This window comes from Achromobacter sp. JD-1 (assembly GCF_038594925.1).
Classification (GTDB): Bacteria; Pseudomonadota; Gammaproteobacteria; order Burkholderiales; family Burkholderiaceae_B; genus Achromobacter; species Achromobacter spanius_C.
In genome coordinates this window covers 14,591-40,194 of sequence record NZ_JBCGCS010000028.1, presented here as the reverse complement: position 1 = coordinate 40,194, position 25,604 = coordinate 14,591, and the positions used below count along the sequence as shown (strand labels likewise).

Genomic DNA, 25,604 nt, shown 5'->3' with positions numbered 1-25,604 from the left:
GGCGGTCAGACCGCCAGCCATTCCTGGACGACGTCCTGGCGCTCATGCAACTGCGCGGGCGGTCCTTCGAACACGATGCGGCCATGGCCCATGACGCTGACGCGCGTTGACACTTTCAGCGCAATCGTCAGCTTCTGTTCCACCAGCACGACCGATACGCCGCGCTGGTGGATATCGCGGATGACGTCGGCAATCACTTCCACGATCTTCGGCGCCAGCCCTTCGGTGGGTTCGTCGATCAGCATCACCTTGGGGTTGCCCAACAGCGAACGGCACATGGTCAGCATCTGCTGTTCGCCGCCCGACAGGTTGCCGGCGCGGGTGCTGCTGCGTTCCTTCAGGCGCGGGAAGTAGTCGAACATTTGCGCGGCGGTCCAGTGCGGCGCGTCGTCGCGCTTGGGCTGTTCGCCCATGCGCAGGTTTTCGTCCACGGTCAGGTTGGCGAAGACCTCGCGTTCTTCCGGCACAAAGCCCAGCCCGGCGCGCGCGATTTCAAAGGGGCGCTTGTTGGTGATGTCGCGCCCTTCAATGGCGATGCGGCCACCGGTCACATCCACCAGGCCCATGATGCTTTTCAGGGTGGTGGAGCGGCCCGCGCCGTTGCGGCCCAGCAGGCTGACGACTTCGCCGCGCCCGATGGACAGGTCGATGCCATGCAGGATGTGGCTCTTGCCGTAGTGCGCATGCACGCCTTGCAGGCTGAGCAGGGGCGATGAAGGGGTTGGGTGCGGGGTTGTGTCAATACTCATACCGTTTCCTCTCCCAGATAGGCTTCGCGCACGCGGGCGTCGCCACGGATCGCGGCGGGCGTGCCGGTGGCCAGGATTTCGCCATACACCAGCACGCTGATGCGGTCGGCCAAGGAAAACACCACCTGCATGTCGTGTTCGACGATCAGCAAGGTGCAGTCGCGCGTGACGTCCTTGATGAGTTCCACCGTGTAATCGACTTCGTGCTGCGACATGCCGGCCATGGGTTCATCCAGCAGGATGACCTTGGGGCGCGAGGCCAGCGTCATGCCGATTTCCAGCGAGCGCTGTTCGGAATAATTCAGGTCGCCCGCGGCGGTGTGTTGCTTGGGCGTCAGGCGTACTTTTTCCAGCAGACGGTCCACGTCTTCGTTCACCGCCCGGTTGCGCGCGATGGGGCGCCAGAAGTTGTAGACCAGCCCGTGCATGCGCTGCACGGCCAGGCGCAGGTTTTCACGCACGGACAGGCGCGGGAACACATTGGTGATCTGGAACGAACGCGCCAGCCCCAGCCGGTTGATGGCTTCGGGCGTCAGGCCGCCGATGGATTGCGAGCGCAGGTTGATGTTGCCCGAGGTGGGCGCGAACGAGCCCGACATCAGGTGGAACAGCGTGGACTTGCCCGCGCCGTTGGGGCCGATGACCGCATGGCGTTCACCGGCTTCGACGGCCAGGTTCACGCCTCGGATGATTTCCGCTTGGCCAAAGGACTTGCGCACGTCGGTCAGGGTCAGAATGTCGTGGCTCATTTTGCGGGCTCCAGCACAGGGGTGGCGTCGCCGTCGTTGCGCCACAGGGCCAGCGCCCAGCGGCAGGCCGCCAGCCCCAAGGCGAACAGCGTCACTGGCACCAGCCAGGTCGACAAGGCCAGCGGCGCCCAGTCGTGGCCGAACAGGGGGATGGCAGGCCAACCGGCGTCGGGGTTCATGGCCAGCAGCGAACGGTAGTCACGCGCGAACATGCGTTGCAGCAGCTCCACCGAGAACACGGTGGCGGCGGTCAGCAGCAGACCGCCCGCCACCGACACCAGCGCGCGCGGCAGCCAGTTGGCCAGGCCGCGATCACGCAGCGACTTGGCGGCGCGCTGCACCAGGCCCACTAGTCCATCGGGCACGAACAGCATCACCAGCACAAACAGAACGCCTTGGTACAGCAGCCACGAGCGCGTGATGTCGGCCAGCGTCTGCGACAGGAACGTCAGCACGGCGGCGCCCAGCACCGGGCCCAGGAAGGCATTAACGCCGCCGATGTAGGCGAACAGCACGGCGTCGGTGGACAGCTTGACCTCGAACAGCACGTAGTTGCCGGCTTCGATATTCAAACCCTGCAAGCCACCCGCGATGCCGGCGAACATGGCCGACAAGGCAAAAACCATGGTCTTGAGCGTGTGCGGGCGATAGCCCAGGTAGCGCAGGCGGTTGGCGTTTTCGCGCAGGCCCAGCGTCAAGCGGCCCAGCGGCGTGCGGGTCAGGCCGTAGAGCGCGGCCAGCGAAATCAGCACCCAGGCCAGCACCAGGAAGTACACCTCGATGTCGGAACCAAAGGTGAAGCCCCAGGCCGGCATACGCATGGCGGACACGCCCGCCTCGCCGCCGAACACGCTTTTCAGATGCGGCGCCAGCGCGTGCAGCAGTTCGGCCAGCGCCAGCGTGATCATCGAAAAGTACACGCCCGAACGCATCGTGGCGAACCAGCCGGCGACCAGCCCGAACAACAGCCCGGCCACGCCGCCCACCAGCGGCATCAAGGGCGTGGGCAACAGGCCCGCGCCGCCCAGCGCGTTCATGGCGTGGATGGTGGCGAAGGTGCCCACGCCAAAGTAGGCGGCATGGCCAAAGGACAGCATGCCACCCTGGCCCGCCAACAGGTTGAAGGCGCAGGCGAAGAGCGCGGCAATCAGCATCTGCACGGCCGCCACCAACTGGCCCGGAGGCAGCAGCCAGGGCAGGGCGCACAGCGTGGCCACGCACAGGGCCAGCAGCAAGGCGCTTGAGGCAAGACGGGTGTGGCTCATGCTTGCTCTCCCTTAAGTCCCGACGGCTTGACCAACAGCACCACCAGCATCAGCAGGAAGGGCAGGGTGGCCGCCAGGCTGGACACCTTCACGGTCATCAGGCCGCCCACGCTTTCGGCCCATTCACCCGCGCCGAACAGGCCAAAGAGCGACGCCAGGCTGGCGTCGATACCGACCGAGAACGAACTGATCAGGCCGATCAGCAACGAGGCGATCATGGCGCCTTCCAGCGAGCCCAGCCCGCCCACGACGACCACCACGAACACCAGCACGCCCAGTTCAAGCGCCATGTTGGGGTTGGTGGTGTAGAACGCGCCCGCCACGGCGCCGGCAAGGCCGGCCATGGCCGCGCCCACGCCAAACACGCTCATGAAGACGAGCGGCACGTTGTGGCCCAGCGCCTCGGCCATGCGCGGCCGATAGATGGCCGAGCGCACGACGATGCCCACGCGGGTGCGCGACAGCAGCAGGTAGATGACGGCGAACATCGCCAGCGACACACCGCCCATCAAGAGGCGGTAGAAGGGGTAGTCGGCGTCGAACACGCGGAAGGCCGCGAAGTTCAGGAATTGGGGAACGCGGTAGTCAACCGGGAAGTCGCCATAGAACAGCTTGATGAGCTCGGCCACGATGAAGGCCAGGCCGAAAGTGACCAGCAGTTCCTGCGCGTGGCCGAACTTGTGGACGCGTCGCAGGAAAAAGCGTTCCACGCCCATGCCGAGCACGCCCGCGATAAGGGTGGCCAGCACCAGCGCCGTCCAGAAGCCGGTGACCGGCGAGAGCGTATAGGCGGCGTACGCGCCGATCATGTAGAACGAGGCGTGCGCGAAATTCAGCACGCCCATCATCCCGAAAATCAGCGTCAGGCCCGCCGACACCATGAATAGCAGCAGGCCGTAGATCACGCCGTTCAACAGCGAGACGGTAAAGTATTCCATGTCTGATCCATCATTCTTGCGTCAAGACGGCGGGGCGTGTTGCGAGCCGGCCCGCGCCGGGGAGCATGTTTTTTTTGGGGGGCGTGGTGATGGGTTGCGCGCGGTTCAAATCGGGGTTCGCGGGGCGACATCGCCGCGCTCCACCCATCCTACGTAGGATGGGTGGAGCGCGCGAAAATCACGCCGCGTACGCAAGTCCCGAACGCGCGCAACCCATCATCCAGCCCTACCCCGGCCGCTTCATCTTGCACGTCGCCTGCACTGGCGCCGACACGTCCGCCGCCGTCAACACCTTCACCGGCTCGAAGCCCATGTCCGTGCCGTCGGCCTTGTACTTGGCGTTCTTGCTGACTTTGGACACCACCATCGGCAACTGCACCTGGTGGTCTTCGGCGCGCATCGTGTACTTGCCCAGCGCCGAGGTATACGTGACCTTCTCCAACGCATTCGCCAACGCCGGCACGGACAGCTTGCCGTCCTGGGGCTGCACCTGCTTCAGCGCTTCACCCAGAAAGCGCATGCCGATCACCGTCTGCGGTTCCGTATAGCTGGGGTAGTGGCCCGTCTTGGCCTTGTAGTCTTCGGCGAACTTGGCGCCTTCTTCGCCCGCCGCTTCGATGTTGTACGGGTGGGCGATGTAATGCCCCATCGCCACCTCGCCCGCGTTGGCCAGGTTGCCCACCTGGTCCAGGAACACGGTGGCGAAACGCACCTTCAGGCCGCCGGCCTGTGTGGCCTTCATCAACAGCAGCAGGTCGTTGGACCAGTTGCCCGTGATGACGGTGTCGGGCGAGGCCGAGCGGATGCGCGCGACGTAGGGCGCGAAGTCCTGGATCTTGTTGACTTCGTGCAGCGTCTTGCCCACCACTTCATAGCCGTATTGCTTGGCGAAACGCTCGGTGGCGTCCTCCATGTCCTGGCCCCAGGAATAGTTCTGGTTGATGGCGTACACGCGCTTGCCCAGCGTGCCGTCGGCCGACATGACCGAGGCCAGCGACTTCACCCGCAGGTCGGCATTGGTGGTGAAACGGAAGTGGTAGAAGTGGCACTTCTGGCCGGTCAGTTCCAGCGCTTCGCCACCCACGTTCAGGAAGACGACTTCCTTGCCGGGGTTGCGCAGGTTGTGCTTGCGCACGTCTTCGGTCAGTTGGCCCGAGATGGCCGACGACGAGCCCTGCACCAGCACCTGCACGCCTTCGGCGGCAGCGGCGCGGAAGCGGTCGGACGCGCCCACGGGGCCGCCCTGATTGTCGAACTCAACCAGTTCCAGCGGCTGGCCGTTCCAGCCGCCCGCTGCGTTGATGCGGTCCAGCTCATATTTGACGGCGGCGCGGAACATCAGGCCGGTCGAGGCCTGCGGGCCGGACAGCGTTTCGATCAGGCCGATCTTGACGGGTGCGGCGTGCGCCGATGCGGCGATGCCGGCCAGGCACAGCAGGCCGGTGGTGAAAGCCAATTTCATGCGTGTCTCCTCCGTGGGACGGGAGTGGTTTGTTGTGTGCATCGTTCCGTACGTGATGGCGTGCGTAACGATGCGTGCGAGCGTCATTCAAGCGCGCTTGGTGGCGGCTTTTGTTGGCCGAAGAGGGCAAATCGGGATGGGGGGTATCGCAAGATACGGGCGAATACCGTCGTGCTGCCGGTGGTGTTCACCCTGTTGTCCCCGTCCTGTTTTGCGGCGCTTCGGCCTTGTTTTTCTCTGACTGGCTTGCCTGGATACCGGAGTTGCTTTACGCTTTCCAGACAAGTTGTCCGATAACTTATTGAAGTTGTCTGATAAATAATAGGGCAAGCGTTTTTCTCGTGTCAAGCGATGCATTCAGGAGTTCAATCGCAGATGGCACGGCACGCAGAACGAGCGCTGAGCTCGCGCATGAAACACAACAGAAAGACGACAGGAGACAGGATGATTTCATTTGAAGGACAGGTGGCCGCGATCACGGGCGCGGGCAATGGCATCGGCTTGGCAACGGCGCGCCTGATGGCCGCCCATGGCGCTCGCCTGGTGCTGACGGACATCGACCGTGCGCGCCTGGATGAGGTTGCCGCCGAGCTGGATCCGACCGGCCAACGCATCTACACGCATGCGCTGGATGTATCGATATCGCATGATTGCGAACGGGTGTTCGAGGCGGCGGCCAAGCATTTCGGCGGGCTGGACCACCTGGTGCATTGCGCCGGCATCTACCCGGAGCAACTGGTCAAGGACACCAGCGACGAGGCTTGGCGCACGCTGATGCGCGTGAACCTGGACGGCACCTTCTATGCGTGCCGCGCGGCCCAGCGCCATCTGCGCCACAACGGGTCTATCGTGCTGTTGACCTCATTGGCCGCGCAGCGCGGCAGTTACGCGCATGCGGCCTATTCGGCGTCCAAGGGCGCGGTGCAAAGCTTCACGCGCAGCCTGGCGCTGGAACTGGCGCCGCAAATCCGCGTGAATGCGGTGGCGCCCGGCATCATCGCCACGTCCATGACGCATGACCTCATCGGCCAGAAAGGCGCGCAGTTGCTGGAAAGCACGCCGCTGCGCCGTTTTGGTACGGCCGACGAGATTGCCGGAGCCATCGCGTTCCTGTGTTCGCCGCTGGCGGGCTTCGTGACGGGTGAAGTCATGCAGGTCAACGGCGGCATCTATATCGCTTAAAGTGCAGGACGCAACCATCACGTTTCCACGACTTTCCATGCCGCCGAATCAAGATCAGGATCCGCCGCGCACCGCGCCCAAGAGTTCACTTTCCGCCGCGTTGGGCGATGCGCTGGCCGAGCAGATACGCCAGGGGGCACTGGCGCCCGGCGACCGCCTGCCCACCGAAAAGCAGTTGACTGAAACCTATTCGGTCAGCCGCGCGGTGGTGCGCGAGGCGCTGGCGCGGCTGAAGTCCGAAGGGCTGATCACGTCGCAGCAGGGCAGCGGCGTGTTCGTGGATCCCAACTTTCAGCGCAACGCCTTTCGCATCGCCGCGCCTACCCCTGGCGACACCCAGGACCTGGAACACATCCTGGAACTGATGCTGTCGATTGAAGTCACCGCCGCGCGCTATGCCGCGCAGCGCCGCACGGATCAAGACTTGAAGAAGATGCGTCAGGCGCTGGTCGGCATGGAATACGCGCTGATCAACGACAAGCTGGGCGACGAAGAAGACTATCAATTTCATCAGGCCATCGTGCAGGCCACGCACAACCCGCACCTGGTGTCGCTGAACGATTATCTGGAAGCGAACGTGCGCCGCGTCATCCGCAGCGCGCGCCACAACACCGCGCGCCGGTATGCCGAGCGCATGGCGGCGGTGCAAAGCGAGCATCAGGCCATCTTCGTCGCCATCGAAGGGGCGGACCCGGACGCCGCCGGCCGCGCGGCCGAACAGCATCTGCGTAACGCGGCCGACCGCCTGCGGTTGTTTCAGGCTGAACGCCCCGCACCGGTGTAGCGGGCGGGGCCTCGGTGCGGAGTGCTGTGCGTGGGTGTGGTTTTGGCTGCGGGTTGGGGTACGGGTTTGTGTGCCTAGGCGAAAGTCTGTTCCATCTCTCGCCGGAACTGCACCGCCGTTGAGGTCTCGTCGTACTCCACGTCGCGCCAGCGTATGGCCTGCGACTGCCGCACCGGATTCTTGAGCTTGACCCCGTGCGACAGCCCCAAAGGCAGATAGCCTTCTTCCACCGAATCGGGCGCCGGCATCAGCCGGCCAAAGACCGTGTAGCCGCCTTCGCCGTCCAGGATCTGGCCCGCTTGCAGATCGCGCTTGGCGGTGGCGACCACGTCGCCGTGCCAACCGGCCGGCGCACCGGTGGGTTCACGCCGCAAGCCCACGCTGGCCACGCTGATGCCCAGTTCCAGGCCGATCAGGTGATAGGGCTTGTACATGGCGGTGTAGTTGCCGCTGGGGTCGGTGACCAGGCCGTATTCCTGGAAGCAGCGGCGCACGTAGTCGCTGTCGGCGGCCAGCGTCACGTAGACGCCCCAACGCAGGTCGCGAAACACCGGCCGGCCGTCGCGCTCCAGCGATGAAATCACTTCCACCTGGCCGCGATGGTGCAGAATGCCGCCGTCTTCGCGGGGCCGCAGCACACGGGCCAGGTCGTCCACGCCGCACGGCGGAAAATGCAGGCCCGACGGCGAGGGCAAGAGGCCGGTGGCGTTCGACACCGCCGCCATTTCGATGGCGCTCTTGGTGCCGTCCAGAAAGCTGTTGAACATCTGCGCGTTGAAGTCGCCCGCCGCCACCATTTCAGCGGTGAAGCCGTAGTAGGGCCAGACGGTGTCGGGCGTGGACGTGTGGAATTCCGGCAGGTACTTGGTGCCCTTGCCCGCTGCCATGACCTCGAAGCCGCTGGCGCGCGCCCAGTCGACCATTTCGCAGATCAGGGCGGGCTGGTCGCCGTAGGCCAGCGAATACACGATGCCCGCTTCGCGCGCGCGGCGCGCCAGCAGCGGCCCGGCCAGCGCGTCGGCTTCCACGTTGACCATGATGATGTGCTTGCCGTATTCGCAGCAGGCCAGCACGTGGGTGATGCCGGCGGCGGCTTGGCCCGTGGCGTCGATGACGATGTCTACGTCAGGGCTGGCGATGATGGCAAGCGGGTCGTCGCTGAAGTAGACCTTGCCGTTCTTCAGCGCGTCAGAGGTGCTGGCGGCGTTGAGCGCAGTGGCCGGCCAGCCCACCCGGGTCAGCGCGGCGCGGGCGCGGTCGGGCGCCAGGTCCGCCACCGCCACCAGCCGTATGCCCGGCGTGCGCGGAGCCTGGCTCATGAACATGGCGCCGAACTTTCCGGCGCCCAGCAATGCAACACGCAAGGGCTTGTGGTCGGCTTCTCGCTGCTTGAGCAGACGGTGCAGATTCATAGTGCGGGCTCCTCCGGGGTGGGGGTACGGCCAGCACAGAATAGTCCTAAATCATGACGGCTGAACAGCGTCCGGCAGGCCTCATGCGTCCGCGGTATAGAGCTCGCCCGCCAGCACATTGCGCCAGTTCGCCCAGGTGATGCGGGGGCGGTCGGACACCTGCCGGTTGTAGGGCGCATCAAACAGAATGTGCTTCCAGCGCGGCTTCACGGCGCCTTCAATCTTGGGCTTGTCGTCGATCAGCAGGTTGCCATGCACCAGCGTCTTGTCCTTGGTCAGGATCAGCCGATTGGTGGCGTCGCGGCCCAGGTTCTTTTCCACCCACAGGTACTTTTCCGCCACGCAGTTTTCAAACTGCGAGAGCGGCGACGAGCAGATGCGCACGTCCATGCCCAAGGCGAGCAGCTCGCGCACGGCGTCCAGCGCGCCCGGCACCGGAGGCAGCTCGCGGATGAAACCCGGTGCCGTGTAGATGGCCTCGGCCATCTTGCGTAGTTCGGGGGGGTAGTCCTCGCGGATGTGGAAAGACTTGCGGTCTTCGAATTCCACGGGCGGGATGTCGGGATGGCGCAGGCGCCAGGCGTCGAGGAAAGCGTGTTCGAAATCGGCCAGCACGCCGTCTTGGTCCAGCAGGATGATCATGGCGATCCCCGAAGTTGCAACCGCACAGATTGTGCCAGAGCCGCTACGGTTCCAGCGGACGGGACTGCGCCACGATGCGGTAGCGGCTGCCGCCCGTCTGCGATTCGGACGCCACCAATACCAGGCGGTCATAGCGCCAGATCAAGGGGGCGGGCGGGGGCGGCGGCGGGTCGTCGCGTTCGATGTTGCGCAGCAAGGTGACGTGCGGGCGAAAGGGCTGCGGCGGCGCGGTCAGGCCATAGCCGGCCAACCATTGCCACAGGCCGTCGTGGATGACTTGCAGCGGGGCCGGCGCGGGCTGCGTTTCGGGCTGATGGGAATCGGGCTGAAGGGAATCGGGCTGAAGGGAATCGGGCCGATGCGGTTCAGTCGGATTCGGTTCAGCCTCATCCCGCCCGGCCTGACGCGGCCCGGCCTGACGCGGCCCGGCCTGACGTGGCCCGGCCTGACGTGGCCCGGCCCACAGAATGCGCTGGCGCTTGAACACGCCGTAGCGGTCCAGCATCAATTCGCCGGGAGGCACGCTGCGTTCGGGCGTGGCGGCGGCCAGCGCATCAGCCAGTTGCGCTTCGACCGGCCCCAGGAAGGCCAGCGTCAGGTGCAGTGTCTCGGTGCGCATGATGCGGCCGCCGCAATGCGGGCGGGCGGCTTGCGCCCATTCGGCCAAGGAAGCGGCCAGGGGTGGCGACGGCCACAAGGCGAAGAAAAGACGGATCGCGGACATGCGCCGATTGTAGGCGCGGACCCGTGCCAGGCGTCGTGCCCGTCAAGCCGCGACCGGTCTGTGCGAACGGCGCCCGAGCGCCGTTCAACTACCGGTGGTTTCCGACTTGCGCAGGCGCGACAACGCGGTGTCGAAGCGTTCGACACCTGGCCGTGCGGGGCGGGCGGGGGTGTCGAAACGCTCCACGCCAGGGCGAGCCGGTTTGTCGAAGCGTTCGACGCCAGGGCGCGCGGGCTTGTCGAAACGTTCCACACCCGGACGAGCCGGTTTGTCGAAGCGCTCCACGCCAGGTGGGGTGAAGCGTTCCACGCGCGGCGGGCTTTGTGTTTTTGCCTGCACGCTTTGGGCCGCGGCCTGTTCGCGCTTGGCGATGATCTCTTCGGCGCGCTGGTGGTGCGGCGCCATCTTGCGCACCATCACCCGGCCGTCACGCGGGAAATAATTGATGCGGCGCGCATGCACGTCGCCCAGGTCCTGCGCCTTGACCGGTATGCCTTCGAGCTTCAGGTAGTTCAGGACAAAAATGCCATTGCGTTCGCCGATGTTCATCTGCTGCATGGCGCTGAGCACCGCGCCGCCGCCAAACACCTTGGCTTCCAGGCGGTCACGCGAGGCGCCGGCCTTGAGCAATTCGTTGATCAGCACTTCCATGGCGAAAGCGCCGTAGCGCATCGTCGCCGACGCGGGCGACTGCATGTCGCCTTCTGGCAACATGAAGTGGTTCATGCCCCCCACGCCGGTCACCGGATCGTGAATGCAGGCGGCGACACAGGACCCGAGAACGGTCGAGATCATCAGATCTTCGTTGGTGACGTAGTACTCGTTGGGGAGCACTTTCACCGCTTGGCATTGGAACGCGCTGTCGAAGTAGTGGCGCGTTGCGCGGGCTTCAAGTCGTGAGACCATGGGACTTATCAGGCAAGAACGGCGGTTGGGACATGAAGGACAGAGCCCTGCAGAACGGTTTATGTTTCAAAAAGTGAAGAAAAATTTCGCTTTATTCTTGCATATCCCGAAAGGTAACGGGAGAAATGCTTGTAACGGTGGTCGATGATATGACCCCGTTTAACGCTACATGCAGGACCAAACGCCGCGCCAAATGCAGCATCAACGCCGGTCACCGGCCACTCGAAGCCATCGTACACATACGCGCGCGAACCCTTTCCCCGGATCACGGGGAGGTTCAGGCGTTATACGTGGCTTTAATGCGGAACCGGCGCGCGTGGAGTCAGGCGCGCCGGTATGCGGAGGCGCCTAAAAGCGCGTACTGCGCGTGACGGACCAGCGGGCCGACAGCGCGCCCAGCGCGGCGGTCGCCACCACCGCGCCCAGCAGAACCGGCGCGCCGGGCAGATGCAGGGCAAATTCGGCGCCGTAGCTGCGGGCCAGCCCCAGCAGGGCGTCGTTCAAGGGCGACAGCGCAATGGCGGACACGCCGATGGCCAGCAGCGAGGCCACCGCGCCCGACAGCGCGCCCAGATACAGGAAGGGGCGGCGCACAAAGGATTCGGTGGCGCCTACCAGGCGCGCAACGCCGATCTCTTCGCGTTGCGACAGTGCCTGCATGCGCACGGTGTTGAACACCGTGGCCAGCACCACCACGGCCACGCAAGCGGCAAGAAAGCCCAGGCCGATGCGGGCAAACCGCAGGATGGCCTCAAGCCGTTGCACCCAGGCGCTGTCCAACTGCACCAGGTCGACGTGGTTCCACTGCTTCCAGTCGCCCGCCAGCTTGTCGGCACGGCCTGCCAGGTTGTCTCCATCGGCCAGCGTCACGACCACCGCATCGGGCAGCGGATTGCCGGGCAGCACGGCCAGCGCCTCCTGCCAGGCGGGGTTGGCGCGCAGGTCGGCAAGCGCCGCGTCGCGATCGACCACGCGCACGGCGCGCACGTCGTTTTGGTAATCATCCTTGATGCGCTTGGCTACGTCGGCCGCGGCGCCCTTGGGGGCGTCCACGCGGAGAAACACGGTGACTTCCGGCGTGACCGACATTTGGCGCGCAACGGGTTGCACCGACACCAGGATGGCGCTGCCCAGCAAGGGCAGGGCCAGTGCCAGCGCCATGACCAGCAGGTTGGCCAACGACGAGAAGGGTTGCTTGGCCAACCGGCGCACGGTGACCATCAACGCATAGCGGTGTTGCCGCAGCCAGGCGTTCATGACGACGCTCCGTGTGCACCCAGGCCGGGCTCGGCGCGGCCGCTTGCGCGCGATGAACCCGATGCGGGCTGGCCCGAGTCGGGCGGTGAGGCGGGGCCGTGCGAATCGGCGAACTTGCCCGGCTCGATGCGCAAGGTACGCGAGGCATAGCGTGCCATCAGCCCCTGGTCATGCGAGGCGATCAGCGTGGTCACGCCAACGCGGTTGAAATCGCGGAACACGTTCATGATGCGCTGCGCGTTGTCGTCGTCAAGATTGGCGGTGGGTTCGTCGGCAATCAGGATGGCGGGCCGGTTCACGATGGCGCGCGCGATGGCCAGGCGCTGCTGTTCGCCGCCGGACAATTCAATGGGATTCAGGTCTTCCTTGCCCGACAGGCCCACCTTGTCCAAGGCGGCGCGCGCGCGCGATGCGGCGGAATCCCAGGCGTGGCCCTGGACCGCCAGCGGCAGCATGACGTTTTCGAACGCGCTTCGATCGAACAGCAGGTGGGTGTCTTGCAAAATGACGCCCACGGCGCGGCGCAGGTAAGGGCGCGCGCGCGCGGGCAGCTTGTCCAGCCGTTGCCCGTTGACCTGGATGGACCCGCGGCTGGCGGGCTCCAACCCGCCGATCAGCTTGAGCAGCGTGGATTTACCGGCGCCTGATGGCCCGGATACGAAAACGAATTCTCCCGCGCTTACGCGGAAGTTGATGTCGGCCAGGATATTTCGGCCGCGACCATATGATTTGAATACGTGCTGGAATTCGATCATGGCGGCTGTCGGATGAAGCCGCAATAGTAACTCGGGGACAGGAGGGAGACCTAAGCCCATTCCTCGCGGTCCTGTGAAAAAGCGTTTCCGCGTGACCGCCTGGACACGTTTTGATCAGAACGAAATGAACGCATCTTCGAACGCCGTGCAATCGAAAAAAGGTGTCCCCGTTTTCGAACGAAAACATCAATTGATTTCGCCAGTGTCCCTATATTTCAAGGGAATTCCCGGATGTGCCGCCCCTTGTCCGGACGCTACCATCCGCCCCATGCTTCGGCCCAACCCGGCCGTGGCAAGCTCGATTTGTCCCACACGGAGATCACGATGAAAGTACTGAAACTCGCTGCTATTGGCGCGGCACTGTTCGCCGCATCCGCGGCTGCCAATGCGGGCGCGACCTTCGATAACGTTAAGAAAAAAGGGTTTGTCCAATGCGGGGTTTCAACGGGCATTCCGGGATTCTCGATTGCTGACAGCAAGGGCGAATACAAGGGCATTGACGTGGACCTGTGCCGCGCCATCGCCTCGACCATGTTCGGCGACGCCACCAAGGTCAAGTTCACGCCCCTGAACACGCAGCAGCGCTTCACCGCCCTGCAATCCGGCGAAATCGACGTGCTGACCCGCAACACCACCGTGACGCTGACGCGCGACACGACGCTGGGCCTGATCGGCGTGGGCGTGAACTACTACGACTCGCAAGGCGTAATGGTCTCCAAGGACCTGAACGTCAAGAGCGCCAAGGAATTGAACGGCGCCACCATCTGCGTGCAGCCGGGCACCACCACCGAACTGAACCTGGCCGACTGGTTCCGCAGCCAGAAGATTGAATTCAAGCCGGTCGTGATCGACAAGTACGACGAAATCATCCGCGCCTTCTCGGCCGGCCGCTGCGACGCCTTCACGACCGACAAGTCGCAACTGGCTTCCACCCGCACCACGCTCGAGAACCCGGACAAGTTCGTCATCCTGCCGGAAGACTTCTCCAAGGAACCGCTGGGCCCCATGGTGCGCCAGGGCGACGAGCAATGGTTCAACATTGTTCGCTGGACGCTGAACGCCATGCTGGAAGCCGAGGAATACGGCATCACCAAGGCGAACGTCGATGAAATGACCAAGAGCTCCAACCCCAACATCCAGCGCATCCTGGGCGTGACCCCGGGCATGGGCAAGAACCTGGGCGTGGACGACAAGTGGGCTTACCACATCATCAAGAGCGTGGGTAACTACGGCGAAAGCTTCGAAAACACGCTGGGCAAGAACAGCGCGATGAAGCTGGAGCGTGGTTTGAACGCCTCGTACAAGCAAGGCGGTTTGATGTACGGCTGGCCGGTGCGCTAACACGGCTGCCTGGCAAGGCGGAGCCCGGCGCTCCGTCTTGCCTAGCCCGCCACCGAGCGGGCGGCAGGAGTAGGGGTGGCCTTGCCGGCGTTGCCGCCCGGTTTACGACTTCTGTAGATTCATCATGACGACTTCTAAAAATAATGCCCCAATTGCGGCTCCTCGCCGGCGGCTCAACTGGAACGACCCCGGCGTGCGCTCGGTGGTGTACCAGGTGTTCGCGCTGGCCGCGGTGGCCTGGGCAGTGTGGTTCCTGGTTTCCAACACGCTACACAACCTGTCCGTGCGCAATATCGCCACGGGCTTCGGGTTCCTGAGCCGAGAAGCCGGATTCGCGATCGGCGAAACGCCCATCGACTACTCCCCCACGAATGATTACGGCCGCGCCATTCTGGTCGGCTTGCTCAACACCTTGCGCGTCGCCGTCATCGGCATCGTGCTTGCCACCATCCTCGGTACCCTGATCGGCATTGGCCGACTGTCCAAGAATTGGCTCGTCGCCAAGATCACCTCGGTTTACGTCGAAGTGATGCGCAACGTGCCGCTCTTGCTGCAATTGTTCTTCTGGTACGCGCTGATCACGGAAAACATGCCGGGTCCGCGCCAGGCGCACAATCCGCTGCCCGGCGTCTTCATTTCCAACCGCGGCCTGAAGGTGCCCTCGCTGGAAGGCAATTCGCTGGATTGGATGCTGGCGGGCCTGGGCCTGGCCATCGTCGCCATCATCTTCCTGGGCCACTACGGCAAGAAGCGCCAGGAAGCCACCGGCCAGGTGTTCCCGCTGGGCCGCTGGGCCATCGGCTTGTTGATTGGCTTGCCCATCGTGGGCTGGTTGGTCAGCGGTGCGTCGCTGTCGCTGCAGATGCCGGAACTCAAGGGCTTCAACTTCGCGGGCGGCCTGACGCTGTCACCGGAATTCGCCGCGCTGCTGGCGGGGTTGGTGATCTATACGTCGGCCTTCATTGCCGAAGTGGTGCGCTCGGGCATCCAGGCCGTGAACAACGGCCAATGGGAAGCCGCCGGTTCGCTGGGCCTGCCGCGCGCCAAGGTGCTGCGCCTGGTGATTCTGCCGCAGGCGCTGCGCGTGATCATCCCCCCGATGACCAGCCAGTACCTGAACCTGACGAAGAACAGCTCGCTGGCCGTGGCTATCGGCTATCCGGACATCGTGTCGGTGGTCAACACCACGCTGAATCAGACGGGCCAGGCCATCGAGGGCATTCTCATCATCATGGGCGCGTACCTCACGGTCAGCCTCTCGATCTCGATATTCATGAACTGGTACAACAAGCGCATCGCGCTGGTGGAGCGTTGAGATGAGCAGCACTACGCATACCCCCACCGACGCCATGCCGCCGCCCAGCACGCATGTGGGCCCCTGGGCATGGCTGAAATCCCGCCTGTTCTCATCACCGCTGAACATCCTCATCACGGTACTGCTTGCGTGGTTCCTGCTGATGTCGGTGCCGGCGCTGCTGGAATGGGCATTCTTCAAAGCGGACTTCAATGCGACCAATGCCCAGGAATGCCGGGCCTCGGGTGGCGCCTGCTGGGCGTTCATCATCGAGAAGCACCGGCTGATTCTGTTCGGCACCTATCCGTTCGACGAGCAATGGCGGCCGCTGATCGCCACCATCCTGCTGGTGGGCGTGATTGTGTGCAGCGGCATCCGTGCCTTCTGGAACTGGAAGCTGGCCGTCATCTGGGTCGTGGGCCTGACCGCGGTTGCGCTGCTGATGTGGGGCGGCGTGTTCGGCCTGACCTACGTGGAAAACGCACGCTGGGGCGGCCTGCCGCTGACGCTGATCCTGTCCACGTTCGGCATCGCCTTCGCGTTCCCCATCGGCGTGTTGCTGGCCTTGGGCCGGCGCTCGAAGATGCCGGCCATCAAGGCGCTGTGCGTCGTGTACATCGAACTGATCCGTGGCGTGCCGCTGATCAGCCTGCTGTTCATGTCGTCGGTGATGCTGCCGCTGTTCCTGCCGGAAGGGTTTTCCATCGACAAGCTGCTGCGCGCGCAGATCGCCATCATCATGTTCGCCGCCGCCTACATCGCGGAAACGGTGCGCGGTGGTTTGCAGGCGATCCCGAAGGGGCAGTACGAAGGCGCGGATTCGCTGGGCCTGAAGTACTGGCAGCAGATGCGCAAGATCATCCTGCCGCAGGCGCTGAAGATCGTGATTCCGCCGCTGGTCAGCATTTTCATCGCGCTGTTCAAGGACACCTCGCTGGTGGTCATCATCGGCATTTTCGACCTGACCTTGGCAGCCAAGGCGGCCTTGTCGGATGCGGCATGGCGTGGATTCGGCGTAGAGGCGTACCTGTTCATCTCGCTGATCTACTTCGTGTTCTGCTTTTCCATGTCCAAGTACAGCCAGGCGCTTGAAAAACGTCTTGCGACGGGTCACCAACGCTAGTCAATGCCGCGCGCCTGCCTGCCGGCGGGCGCGCACAGCGATATTTACGGGAGTACAGGCATGTCGGATGCCATTATTCGTTTGCAGGACGTGAACAAGTGGTACGGCCAGTTCCACGTGTTGCGCAATATCAATCTGGACGTGGCGCAGGGTGAGCGCATTGTGGTGTGCGGCCCGTCGGGCTCGGGCAAGTCCACGATGATCCGCTGCATCAATCGTCTGGAAGAGCACCAGAAGGGCCACATCATTGTCGATGGCACCGAGCTCACCAATGACTTGAAGCACATCGAGACGATCCGCAAGGACGTCGGCATGGTGTTCCAGCACTTCAACCTGTTCCCGCACCTGACGGTGCTGGAAAACCTGACGCTGGGACCCATGTGGGTGCTGAAGAAGCCGCGCGCGGAAGCCGAGGCCACCGCCATGAAATACCTGGAGCGCGTGCGCATTCCGGAACAGGCCAAGAAATTCCCCGGCCAGTTGTCGGGCGGCCAGCAGCAGCGCGTGGCCATTGCGCGGTCGTTGTGCATGAGCCCGAAGATCATGCTGTTTGATGAGCCGACGTCGGCGCTTGACCCCGAAATGGTCAAGGAAGTGCTGGACGTGATGGTCACGTTGGCCCAGGAAAGCGGCATGACGATGATCTGCGTGACCCACGAAATGGGCTTCGCGCGCAAAGTCGCCAACCGCGTCATCTTCATGGACCGTGGCGAAATCATCGAACAAAACACGCCCGATCAGTTCTTCGACAACCCGCAGAACGAACGGACCCAGCTTTTCCTGAGCCAGATCCTGCACTGATCCCCTCAAGAACCGCCGTTTTGGCAATCACCCCAAAGCTTGGATTTCGATCCGGGTTTTGGGGTGTTTTGTTTTGACGCGACGAAAGTGTGTGGCCGGCTGACGCTAGGGGAGGATCTTGCCGTTGTTCTAAATGTACCTTTTGAGCGACATTCTCGGTATGCTTAGATTCTGAGAAACCGAGGCGTTCACCCGTTGGCTAAATTCACTCCGAGACTTGCGGGCGCGTGCTCAAATCCTGCGCCGATTGTCGCGCGCCATGAATGGGAATTTTGGCGACGTAGAGCCAGTGGGCGAGGGCGTCAGTGAAATGCGCGTGAATATTGGCGCCGGCTACCGGGTGTACTACGCCCGAGCCGACGAGGTGGTCTACGTGCTGCTTTGCGGCGGAAACAAGACCAGCCAGGGCAAAGACATTGCCCAAGCCAAACGCCTTTGGACGGAAATTAAGCGGAGCATCGAGAAATGACGAAATTACGCGACTTCGACGCAGCGAATTATTTGAAAGATGACGAAACGATCGCGCATTACCTGGCGGACGCGGCGGCTGAGGACGATCCTGACGCCTTCCTGCAAGCCCTAGGCGACGTGGCGCGCGCGCGCGGCATCACAGAAATCGCTCGTGAGACAGGGCTTGCCAGAACAAACCTGTATCGGGTGCTGGCCCCCGGCGCGAACCCCAGCTACCACACCCTGCGCAAGGTCATGAACGCACTAGGCGTTTCACTCACCGCGCTGGTCAGGCGCAAATCCGAACCCACGCCGCAAGGCTGATCGGTGCACGTGCGGCGCTGAAATCCCGCTGACCCGCGCGAATATCGGGCCAATCTGCCGCGTATCCCTTTGTTACGCCAACACTTGGGCTGCGGTATGCTACAGGCCGCCATTGATCTGGATGAGGAGACAACATCATGACGAATCCCCCCCGTAGCGCGGTCCGCCGCGCCCTGTTGCAAGGCGCCGTGGCGCTTGCCGCCACCCTGCCTTTCGGCGCACCCGCGCTGGCCCAAGCCACCGATTTCCCGACCAAGCCGCTTCGCTTTGTCGTGCCTTACCCGCCCGGCGGTCCGCTGGACACCATGGCCCGCCTGCTTGCCGAAAAAGTGCGCGCATCGCTTGGCCAACCCGTGATCGTGGAAAACCGGTCGGGCGCGGGCGGCAACATCGGCGCTGATCTGGTGGCCAAGGCGCCGGCCGATGGCTACACGCTGGTCATGGGCGCGGTGGCCACGCACGCCATCAACCCCTGGCTGTTCGCCAATCTGCCTTACGACCCAGTCAAGGACTTCGCGCCCGTGACGATCGTGGCGGCGGTGCCGAACGTGCTGGTGATGAACAATGAATTCGCCGACAAGAACAACATCAAGACGCTGGCCGACCTGATCGCTTACGCGAAGAAGAATCCGGGCAAGCTGAACTACGGTTCGGGCGGCAACGGCAGCGCGGGCCATCTGTCGGGCGAACTGCTGAAGGCGCGTGCCGACATCAAGGTTGAACACATTCCTTATCAAGGCGCGGCGCCCGCGCAGTTGGCCTTGCTGTCGGGCCAGTCGGATTTCATGTTCGACAACCTGGCTGCATCGGCACCCTTGATCAAGGACGGCAAGGTCAAGGCGCTGGCGGTGACGACGGCCAAGCGTTCGTCGTTGCTGGCGGATGTGCCGACGGTTGAAGAGTCGGGCATCAAGGGCTTTGACCTGGGTACCTGGTTTGGGGTGTTCACGACCGGCGGCACGCCCGCGCCGGTGGTGGCGAAGCTGAACAAGGCCTATGCGGATGCGATGCAGCAGCCGGACGTGAAGCAGCGCCTGTTGATGATGGGTTCGGAAGCCACGCCGATGACGCCGGAAGCGTTTGCCGAATTTGTGAAGAGTGAGAAGGCGAAGTACCAGGAGATCGTGAAGATTTCCGGGGCGAGTTTGAATTGAGGGGGGTGATGGGTTTGCGCGGTCGGCGGTGGGGTTCTTTTTACAAGCCCCGCGCGCCACACCCATCCTACGCGGATTGATCCCGGACCCGTAGGATGGGTGTAGCGCGGCATAGTGTAGGCAAGAACACTAACGCCAAACGCGCGAAACCCATCAAGCAGCGGTGAAAGCACGCTAGCGCTCACAATAGAAAAAACAGCCGGCAGAATGGACTAAAAGCCTATCCATCTGCCGGCTGTTTTGCTTTTGGAGATCTACGCGCGATCCGGCATCGTCTGATGGGTTACGCGCGATTCCCGCCTGTGTTCTTTTTACGGATCTGGCGCGCTCCACCCATCCTACATTTTGCTGTCTGCCGCATGCACCTACATTTTGCAGGTTGCCGCGTGCACGTCGGTGTGATCGCGCGCCAGCACCTTTACGTTTTTGTAGACCAGCTTGCCGCTCGCATCCGCTTCGATGTGCAGCAGGTACCAATCCTGGATCGGGTGCTGATTCGGCCCAAACTTGAACTTTCCGCGCACGCTGGAAAAATCGGCTTTGCGCAGCGCGGCGCGGAAGTCGTCGGCGCGGCCGGTGATGTCGCCGTTGACGGCCTTTAACGCTGACGCGATCAGATTCGCGGTGTCGTAGGCTTGTGCAGCATAGGCCGTGGGCGCGCGTTGATACGCCTGGGTGAAGGCCTCGACGAAGTGTTTGTTCTGCGCGTTATCCAGGTCCGCGCTCCATAGCGAACTCAGGTAGAACCCCTTGCCCGCCGTGCCCGTCGCGGCCAGCATGCGTTCGTCCATGGAATAGATCGGCGTGATCATCTTGATCTTGTCCGACAGGCCCGAATTGGCGAACTGCTTGGTCAGGTTGATGCCCGCGCCGCCCGGATGAAACTGGAAAATCGCATCGGGATTCAACGCGCGGATGCGGGCCAGTTCAACCGAGAAATCCGACTGATCCAACTTCGTGTAGATCTCTTCAACGATGTCGCCCTTGTACGCGCGCTTGAAGCCGGCGACGGCATCGCGGCCGGCCTGGTAGTTGGGCGCCATCACCACCACGCGCTTCACACCCAGTTCATTCGCGGCGATGCCGGCGGTGTCGGCGTACGAGTCGTTCTGAAAGGCGACCGCGAAGTAGTTCGGGTTGCAGGCCTTGCCCGCGTAGTTGGAGGGGCCGGCGTTCAGGCTGACGTAGAAGCCGCCCGCGTTCAGCACCGTGGGGCCAACCGCCGCCATGACGTTTGAAAAGTTCACGCCCGTGAAAAGGCGCACGCCGTCCTGCACCATCCTGTCGGCGGTTTGCTTGGCGTTGGCGGGCTTGAGCGCATCGTCTTCCACGCGCACATTGACCGGCACGCCGCCGAGCTTGCCGCCGCCTTCCTTGACGGCCAGCATGAAGGCGTCGCGCTCGTCTTCGCCGATGTAGCCGGCGGGCGTGGACAGCGTGCCGATAAAGCCGATGTCCAGCGGCTTGCCCTGCGCGCCAGCGGCGCATGCCGTCAGCGCCAACGCCAGGGCAGCGGCGCCCTGTAGGATATGGCATGTCATGGTTGTCTCCTGTTGTGCTCTGGTCTTGTGCTTTGGTCTTGTGCTTCTGCATTGAGTCTCTACGCTGGCGTCAGGCAGTGCTCAACCTTCCAGCCGTACAACCACTGCAACGCGTCGTAGAACTGCGATTGGCTGCGGCCCGTCCACAGCATGTTGCGCACGGTGCGTTCCACGCCACGCGCGTGATACAGCCTGCCCATTTCCCGGGTCGACCAGACCACGCGCGCGCTGCGCGGAATACGCACCGACTCGTACAAGCGGAATGCGGCTTCCAGATCGTGCCCGCATTGGCGCACGGCTTCGCCCAGCGTGACTGCGTCTTCCAGCGCCATGCACGCACCCTGCGCCATGTACTGCGTCATGGGATGCGCGGCATCGCCCACCAAGGTGACGCGGCCCTGGCCCCAGTGTTCGACCGGGTCGCGGTCGGCGGTGGCCCAGCGCTTCCATGACGTGGGGCGGTCCAGCATCTGATGCGGGCGCGGGTGGATGCCTTCAAAGTACGACAGCACCTCTTCCTTGCTGCCTTCGCGCACGCCCCATTGCTCTTCTTCGCGGCTGTGAAAGGTCACGACCAGGTTGTATTGCTGGCCGCCGCGCAGCGGGTAATGCACCAGATGGCAGCGTGGCCCCGCCCACAGCACGGGCGCGTTGATGCGCAGTTCTTCGGGCATGTTCTCGCGTTCGACCACGGCGCGGTAGACCACGTGGCCTGTCACGCGCGCGGGGTCGCCCACGGTGCGTTCGCGGATCACCGACTTCACGCCGTCCGCGCCCACCACAGCATCCGCGCGGTAGCGTTCGCCGTTCGTGTCCACCACTTCCACGCCTTGCGCGTCTTGCGACATGGCGGCGATTTGCGTCGATGTTCGAAAACGGATCAACGGGTTCTGCTGCACGGCTTCCAGTATCGACAAGTGAATGTCGGCGCGATGGATCACCGCATACGGCCCACCAAAGCGCGCACGAAAGGCCTCGCCCGTGTCGATGCGCACCACCTCCTGCGCATCCACCGCGTCCATCATGATGATGTGGTCGGTGAACACCGCGCGCGTACGTGCCGTGTCGCCCACGCCCAGTGCGTCCAGCGCCGCGAAGGCGTTGGGGCCAAGCTGGATGCCCGCGCCGATTTCGCCGATGTTCGCGGCCTGCTCCAGCAGTTGCACGGCAATGCCTTGCCGGGTCAGCGCCAGCGCGGCCGCCAGCCCGCCGATGCCGCCACCCACCACGATGACGGAGCGCGTAGCGGGTGTGGTTGTTGCCGTTGTCGTTGTTGTCGAGGATGCATTCATATCAAGGTTCCGTGCCGGTTCATTCCTGGCCGCCCAGGAAGGCGCCCTGGCGTGTCAGTTGCGCCTGCAAGGCCGCGATGGGCAGCTCGGCCGGCGCGACGCCCGCGCGCAGCGCCATGGCCGCCGCCGTGCCCGCCGCTTCGCCCATCACAAAGCAACTGCCGCTGACGCGCGCGGCGGACTGGCCTTCATGCGTCATGGACGCGCAGCGGCCCGCCACCAACACGTTGTCGGCCACACCCGGCCCGCGCTTGGGCACCATCATCCGGAACGGCAGTTGGTTGTAGCCACGAGATTCCGGAATGGGCGGCCAGACCCATTTCACGTCACCGGCTGTGTGCATTTCCAAGGGCCAGCCGTTCACGCCGATGCTGTCTTCAAAGTCGGCGCAGCCCAGCACGTGCTCTTTGGTCAGCACCGCCTCGCCCACGATGCGGCGGGTTTCGCGTATGCCAAGCTGCGGCGCGATGTCCAGCACGTAGGCCTGTTCAAAGCCTGGCACCTTGGCGCGTAGAAAGGCCAGGTACTGCACGATCTGGCGGCGGCCTTCCAGTTCGCCGGCCGACAGCGAACCGGCGTCGGTGCCATCGGCCGCGCTGCCATCGGCATTGGCCAGTTGCGTAACGTTCACCCGCCATTCGTAGTCGTGCTTTTGCGGGCGCACGATGGCGCCGCGACGCGGAAACGTGAATTCGCCGCTGGCCACGGCCTCGTCCATCAACAGCGGAATGGTCTTCCAGGCTTCTTGCGCGCGCGCGCCGTCCACGTTGCCTACCTTGAACATCAGCGTGGGGTACAGCATGTGGCCGTGTTCGTCGCCTTTCTCAAACGGCAGGCCGCCCCATTGCGCGATGTCGGCATCGCCCGAGCAGTCGATGAAAACCTTGGCGCGCACCGCGCAGCGCCCGGACTTGGTCTCCAGGAACAAGACGTCGACGCGGCCTTGCTCGTCGCGCGCCAGACCCGTGGCCAGGGCGTGGAACAGCACCTGCGCGCCGCTGTCCTGCACCATGCCGTCGGCCGCGCATTTGAAGGCGGATATGTCATAGGCCTGGGCGTGGATCTTGCCCAGGATCAGGTGCGGGTCGTTCAAGCCATCCATGGCGCGCATGCGGTCCAACAGTTCGTCGGTCATGCCGTGCACCACCTGGCGGATGTTGCCGTGGATGTTGGCGTGCAGCCCGCAGAAATTGGACACGCCAGCGGCGGTGCCCATGCCGCCCAGAAAGCCGTAGCGTTCCACCAGCAGCACGCGCGCGCCGTTGCGGGCGGCGCTGGCGGCAGCCAGCACGCCGGCGGGGCCGCCGCCCAGCACCACGACGTCGAATTCGCCGTAGAGCGGCACCTGGCGGGCGGGTTCGGTAATGAGCATTGATGTCCTCCTTGCTTGTCTTGCGTATGCCTTACTGTCCCTTGATGCCCAGCTTCTTGATCAAGGGTTCCCAGCGCTTGAGCTCTTCATCCATGTAGGCGCGGAATTCGGCCGGCGTGCTGCCCACTGGGTCCATGTACTGCGCTTGCAGGCGCTTGGCCACCTCGGGGTCGAGGATGGCCTGGATCAGTGCGTCCGACAATTTTTTCTGTATGTCGGCCGGCACCTTGGACGACACCACGAAGCCGATCCACGCCGAGCCCTCGATGCCCGGCACGCCCACTTCCGCCAAGGTCGGAATATCGGGCAGCAGCGCGGAACGCTTGGAGGAAGTCACCGCCAGCGCCTTCAAGCGCCCGTCCTTCACCATTGGCATGACGGCAATGGGCGGCAGCGCGGCAAACTGCGTATCGCCCGACAGCAGCGACGTCAGCGCGGCGGGCGACGACGGGTAGGGCACGTGCGTGGCGCGCGCGCCAATCTGCTGCAGCAACAGCTCAACCGCCAGATGCGATACGGTGCCCGCGCCCGGCGAAGGGAAGTTGTACTTGTCCGGATTCTTCTTCAGCGCGTCAAGCAACTGCCCCACGTTGGCGATGCCGGCCGAAGCAGGCACCACCAGCACGTTGGGCTGATGCACGGCCAGCGTCAGCGGCGACAGATCGGTGGCGGGCGCATAAGGCAGCTTGTCGAACAGCAGCGTGTTGTTCACCAGCGGGCCCGTGATGGACACGCCGAAGGTGTAGCCGTCGGGCTTGGCGTTGGCGATGGCATAGGTGCCGATGTTGCCGCTGGCGCCGGGCTTGTTTTCGATGACGATGGTTTGGCCCAGGATGGCGCTGGCCTTTTCACCGACCACACGCGCCACCTGATCCGGGCTGGACCCGGGGCCGAACGGCACGATGGCCTTCAAGGGTTGCGACGGCCAGGCGTCGGCGGCCTGTGAGTTGGCGGTCGTGGCGGCCAGCGAAGCGCAGGATGCCACCGCCAACGTCAAGGCGCGCGCCATCAAGCTTAGGGGTCGCCCCTGCGAAAAAAACTTAGTCATCGGTGTCTCCCACATTTTTCATGTTGTCGAAATAGGTTTGCTCGTTGGCGATGAACGCCGCCACCATCGCGCGATAGGTCGCGTCCACCACCGCTTCCAAATTGGCAAAGCCGCGGTTGTGGCGGGTGGCCAGCGCGCGCGCCTTGTCAAACACCTGGGCCTGGCGCGCGGGCGCGCTGACCTGGTAGGCGTCGCGCTTGAAGCGCGCCGCGTCTTTCACATACATCGCGCGCTCAGCGATCAGGCGCACGATCTCGTCGTCCAGCCGGTCGATGTGGGCGCGCACTTCGGCCAGGTTGGCGCACAGGGGCTGGTAGGCGGGGTCGGTGTACTCGCGCAGCGGCGCGCCTTGGGTGTCGGGTTCTTGCATGGGTGTGCTCATCGTCATTGCGTCATGGGGTGGCGTCGGGTTGGCGGGCGGGCGCGGCTTGCTGGAACGCGGGCTGCGCGTTGCAGTGCGCATGGACGCTCAGGATGCGCGGGAACGCAGACAGGTCGCAGCCCATGCGCTGCGCGTTGGCCACTTGCGGCACCAGGCAGCAATCGGCCAGCGTGGGCGCATCACCAAAGCAGTACGCGCCGTGGCCATGGCGGACCAGCAACTCTTCAACCGCGCCCAGGCCTTCGTTTACCCAGTGCTGATACCAGGTGTTTTTCTGCGCGTCGCTGGCGCCCAGCACGTCTTGCAGATAGCGCAGGACGCGCATGTTGTTGACCGGATGGATGTCGCAGGCGATGGCGTTGGACAGTTCCAGCACCCGCGCGCGCGCCAGGGTGTCGGCGGGTATCAGGCGCGGCTCGGGGTGCGTGGCGTCCAGGTAGTCGATGATGGCCAGCGATTGCGACAACTGGACATCGCCATCGATCAGCAGCGGCACACCGGCCGACGGGTTTTTGGCCACGTACTCGGGCGCGCGTTGTTCCTGCTTGCGCAGGTTCACGGGCAATACCTCGTAAGGCAGGCCCTTGAGCGCCAGCGCGATGCGCACGCGATACGACGTGGAACTGTTGAAAAAGCTGTGCAGTTGCATGGTGAGCT

At 64.0% G+C, this 25,604-nt stretch carries 25 protein-coding genes and 1 pseudogene; 9 read left to right on the top strand and 17 right to left on the bottom strand.

The features are described from left to right. Positions 1–5: 5 nt before the first annotated feature. From WBR68_RS28110 to WBR68_RS28090, 5 genes are all read right to left on the bottom strand, one after another. Positions 6–749: an ABC transporter ATP-binding protein gene (locus WBR68_RS28110; RefSeq protein WP_230695873.1), complete on the bottom strand. Its 744-nt coding sequence runs from the start codon at positions 747–749 to the stop codon at positions 6–8. Continuing rightward, entirely contained in the window at positions 746–1,498 is a 753-nt protein-coding gene (locus WBR68_RS28105) for an ABC transporter ATP-binding protein (protein WP_230695872.1), read from the bottom strand. The genes WBR68_RS28110 and WBR68_RS28105 overlap by 4 nt, the downstream gene beginning before the upstream one ends. Then, on the bottom strand, positions 1,495–2,763 hold the full coding sequence (locus WBR68_RS28100) for a branched-chain amino acid ABC transporter permease (protein WP_230695871.1): 1,269 nt from the start codon (positions 2,761–2,763) through the stop codon (positions 1,495–1,497). The genes WBR68_RS28105 and WBR68_RS28100 overlap by 4 nt, the downstream gene beginning before the upstream one ends. Further along, positions 2,760–3,701, bottom strand: coding sequence for a branched-chain amino acid ABC transporter permease (locus WBR68_RS28095; protein WP_050445589.1), 942 nt, complete (start codon positions 3,699–3,701; stop codon positions 2,760–2,762). The genes WBR68_RS28100 and WBR68_RS28095 overlap by 4 nt, the downstream gene beginning before the upstream one ends. Positions 3,702–3,927: 226 nt before the next feature. Next, entirely contained in the window at positions 3,928–5,163 is a 1,236-nt protein-coding gene (locus WBR68_RS28090) for a branched-chain amino acid ABC transporter substrate-binding protein (protein WP_050445590.1), read from the bottom strand. Between the two features lie 444 nt (positions 5,164–5,607). On the opposite strand from WBR68_RS28090, the gene WBR68_RS28085 reads away from it, so the two are divergent. Both WBR68_RS28085 and WBR68_RS28080 read left to right on the top strand, forming a co-directional pair. Continuing rightward, positions 5,608–6,345: an SDR family NAD(P)-dependent oxidoreductase gene (locus WBR68_RS28085; protein WP_230695870.1), complete on the top strand. Its 738-nt coding sequence runs from the start codon at positions 5,608–5,610 to the stop codon at positions 6,343–6,345. Between the two features lie 37 nt (positions 6,346–6,382). Continuing rightward, positions 6,383–7,129 carry a FadR/GntR family transcriptional regulator gene (locus tag WBR68_RS28080; protein ID WP_050445592.1) on the top strand — a complete coding sequence of 249 codons (747 nt, stop codon included), beginning with the start codon at positions 6,383–6,385 and terminating at the stop codon, positions 7,127–7,129. A gap of 74 nt (positions 7,130–7,203) precedes the next feature. On the opposite strand, the gene WBR68_RS28075 is transcribed toward WBR68_RS28080, so the two are convergent. From WBR68_RS28075 to WBR68_RS28050, 6 genes are all read right to left on the bottom strand, one after another. Beyond that, positions 7,204–8,541, bottom strand: coding sequence for an NAD(P)H-dependent oxidoreductase (locus WBR68_RS28075; RefSeq protein ID WP_050445593.1), 1,338 nt, complete (start codon positions 8,539–8,541; stop codon positions 7,204–7,206). A gap of 81 nt (positions 8,542–8,622) precedes the next feature. Further along, positions 8,623–9,183 carry a 5'-3'-deoxyribonucleotidase gene (locus WBR68_RS28070; RefSeq protein WP_050445594.1) on the bottom strand — a complete coding sequence of 187 codons (561 nt, stop codon included), beginning with the start codon at positions 9,181–9,183 and terminating at the stop codon, positions 8,623–8,625. 43 nt (positions 9,184–9,226) lie between these two features. Further along, positions 9,227–9,907 (bottom strand): RNA 2',3'-cyclic phosphodiesterase, encoded by a 681-nt coding sequence (thpR, locus tag WBR68_RS28065; RefSeq protein WP_230695869.1) that lies wholly within the window; start codon positions 9,905–9,907, stop codon positions 9,227–9,229. 84 nt (positions 9,908–9,991) lie between these two features. After that, positions 9,992–10,813 carry a chemoreceptor glutamine deamidase CheD gene (gene cheD / locus WBR68_RS28060; protein WP_050445596.1) on the bottom strand — a complete coding sequence of 274 codons (822 nt, stop codon included), beginning with the start codon at positions 10,811–10,813 and terminating at the stop codon, positions 9,992–9,994. A gap of 348 nt (positions 10,814–11,161) precedes the next feature. Beyond that, positions 11,162–12,070 (bottom strand): cell division protein FtsX, encoded by a 909-nt coding sequence (locus WBR68_RS28055; protein ID WP_127185937.1) that lies wholly within the window; start codon positions 12,068–12,070, stop codon positions 11,162–11,164. After that, positions 12,067–12,825 carry a cell division ATP-binding protein FtsE gene (locus WBR68_RS28050; protein WP_050445598.1) on the bottom strand — a complete coding sequence of 253 codons (759 nt, stop codon included), beginning with the start codon at positions 12,823–12,825 and terminating at the stop codon, positions 12,067–12,069. The genes WBR68_RS28055 and WBR68_RS28050 overlap by 4 nt, the downstream gene beginning before the upstream one ends. A gap of 324 nt (positions 12,826–13,149) precedes the next feature. On the opposite strand from WBR68_RS28050, the gene WBR68_RS28045 reads away from it, so the two are divergent. The 7 genes and pseudogenes from WBR68_RS28045 (at position 13,150) to WBR68_RS28015 (ending at position 19,312) form a co-directional block, all read left to right on the top strand. Further along, positions 13,150–14,166: an amino acid ABC transporter substrate-binding protein gene (locus WBR68_RS28045; RefSeq protein ID WP_230695868.1), complete on the top strand. Its 1,017-nt coding sequence runs from the start codon at positions 13,150–13,152 to the stop codon at positions 14,164–14,166. Positions 14,167–14,290: 124 nt separating this feature from the next. Further along, complete coding sequence (locus WBR68_RS28040; protein WP_230695867.1) at positions 14,291–15,481, top strand: amino acid ABC transporter permease; 1,191 nt, start codon at positions 14,291–14,293, stop codon at positions 15,479–15,481. 1 nt (position 15,482) lies between these two features. Further along, complete coding sequence (locus tag WBR68_RS28035) at positions 15,483–16,583, top strand: amino acid ABC transporter permease (protein WP_050445601.1); 1,101 nt, start codon at positions 15,483–15,485, stop codon at positions 16,581–16,583. Between the two features lie 60 nt (positions 16,584–16,643). After that, positions 16,644–17,384: an amino acid ABC transporter ATP-binding protein gene (locus tag WBR68_RS28030; protein ID WP_050445733.1), complete on the top strand. Its 741-nt coding sequence runs from the start codon at positions 16,644–16,646 to the stop codon at positions 17,382–17,384. Between the two features lie 190 nt (positions 17,385–17,574). Continuing rightward, positions 17,575–17,853 (top strand): annotated as a pseudogene (locus tag WBR68_RS28025) (type II toxin-antitoxin system RelE/ParE family toxin); the annotation flags it as partial. Further along, positions 17,850–18,158, top strand: coding sequence for an addiction module antidote protein (locus tag WBR68_RS28020; protein WP_127185936.1), 309 nt, complete (start codon positions 17,850–17,852; stop codon positions 18,156–18,158). The pseudogene WBR68_RS28025 and the gene WBR68_RS28020, both read left to right, overlap by 4 nt. Before the next feature lie 137 nt (positions 18,159–18,295). Continuing rightward, positions 18,296–19,312 carry a Bug family tripartite tricarboxylate transporter substrate binding protein gene (locus tag WBR68_RS28015; RefSeq protein ID WP_050445604.1) on the top strand — a complete coding sequence of 339 codons (1,017 nt, stop codon included), beginning with the start codon at positions 18,296–18,298 and terminating at the stop codon, positions 19,310–19,312. 365 nt (positions 19,313–19,677) lie between these two features. On the opposite strand, the gene WBR68_RS28010 is transcribed toward WBR68_RS28015, so the two are convergent. The 6 genes from WBR68_RS28010 to maiA are packed head-to-tail and all read right to left on the bottom strand — an operon-like array spanning position 19,678 to position 25,596. Further along, positions 19,678–20,853 carry an ABC transporter substrate-binding protein gene (locus WBR68_RS28010; protein WP_230695866.1) on the bottom strand — a complete coding sequence of 392 codons (1,176 nt, stop codon included), beginning with the start codon at positions 20,851–20,853 and terminating at the stop codon, positions 19,678–19,680. 59 nt (positions 20,854–20,912) lie between these two features. After that, on the bottom strand, positions 20,913–22,145 hold the full coding sequence (locus tag WBR68_RS28005; protein WP_230695865.1) for a 3-hydroxybenzoate 6-monooxygenase: 1,233 nt from the start codon (positions 22,143–22,145) through the stop codon (positions 20,913–20,915). A gap of 19 nt (positions 22,146–22,164) precedes the next feature. Then, on the bottom strand, positions 22,165–23,517 hold the full coding sequence (locus WBR68_RS28000; RefSeq protein WP_230695864.1) for an FAD-dependent oxidoreductase: 1,353 nt from the start codon (positions 23,515–23,517) through the stop codon (positions 22,165–22,167). 31 nt (positions 23,518–23,548) lie between these two features. Next, positions 23,549–24,565 carry a Bug family tripartite tricarboxylate transporter substrate binding protein gene (locus tag WBR68_RS27995; protein ID WP_230695863.1) on the bottom strand — a complete coding sequence of 339 codons (1,017 nt, stop codon included), beginning with the start codon at positions 24,563–24,565 and terminating at the stop codon, positions 23,549–23,551. Further along, positions 24,558–24,935 (bottom strand): chorismate mutase, encoded by a 378-nt coding sequence (locus tag WBR68_RS27990; RefSeq protein ID WP_050445609.1) that lies wholly within the window; start codon positions 24,933–24,935, stop codon positions 24,558–24,560. Before WBR68_RS27990 ends, WBR68_RS27995 begins: the two co-directional genes overlap by 8 nt. A gap of 22 nt (positions 24,936–24,957) precedes the next feature. Then, positions 24,958–25,596 carry a maleylacetoacetate isomerase gene (gene maiA, locus WBR68_RS27985; protein ID WP_230695862.1) on the bottom strand — a complete coding sequence of 213 codons (639 nt, stop codon included), beginning with the start codon at positions 25,594–25,596 and terminating at the stop codon, positions 24,958–24,960. Between the last annotated feature and the right edge of the window lie 8 nt (positions 25,597–25,604).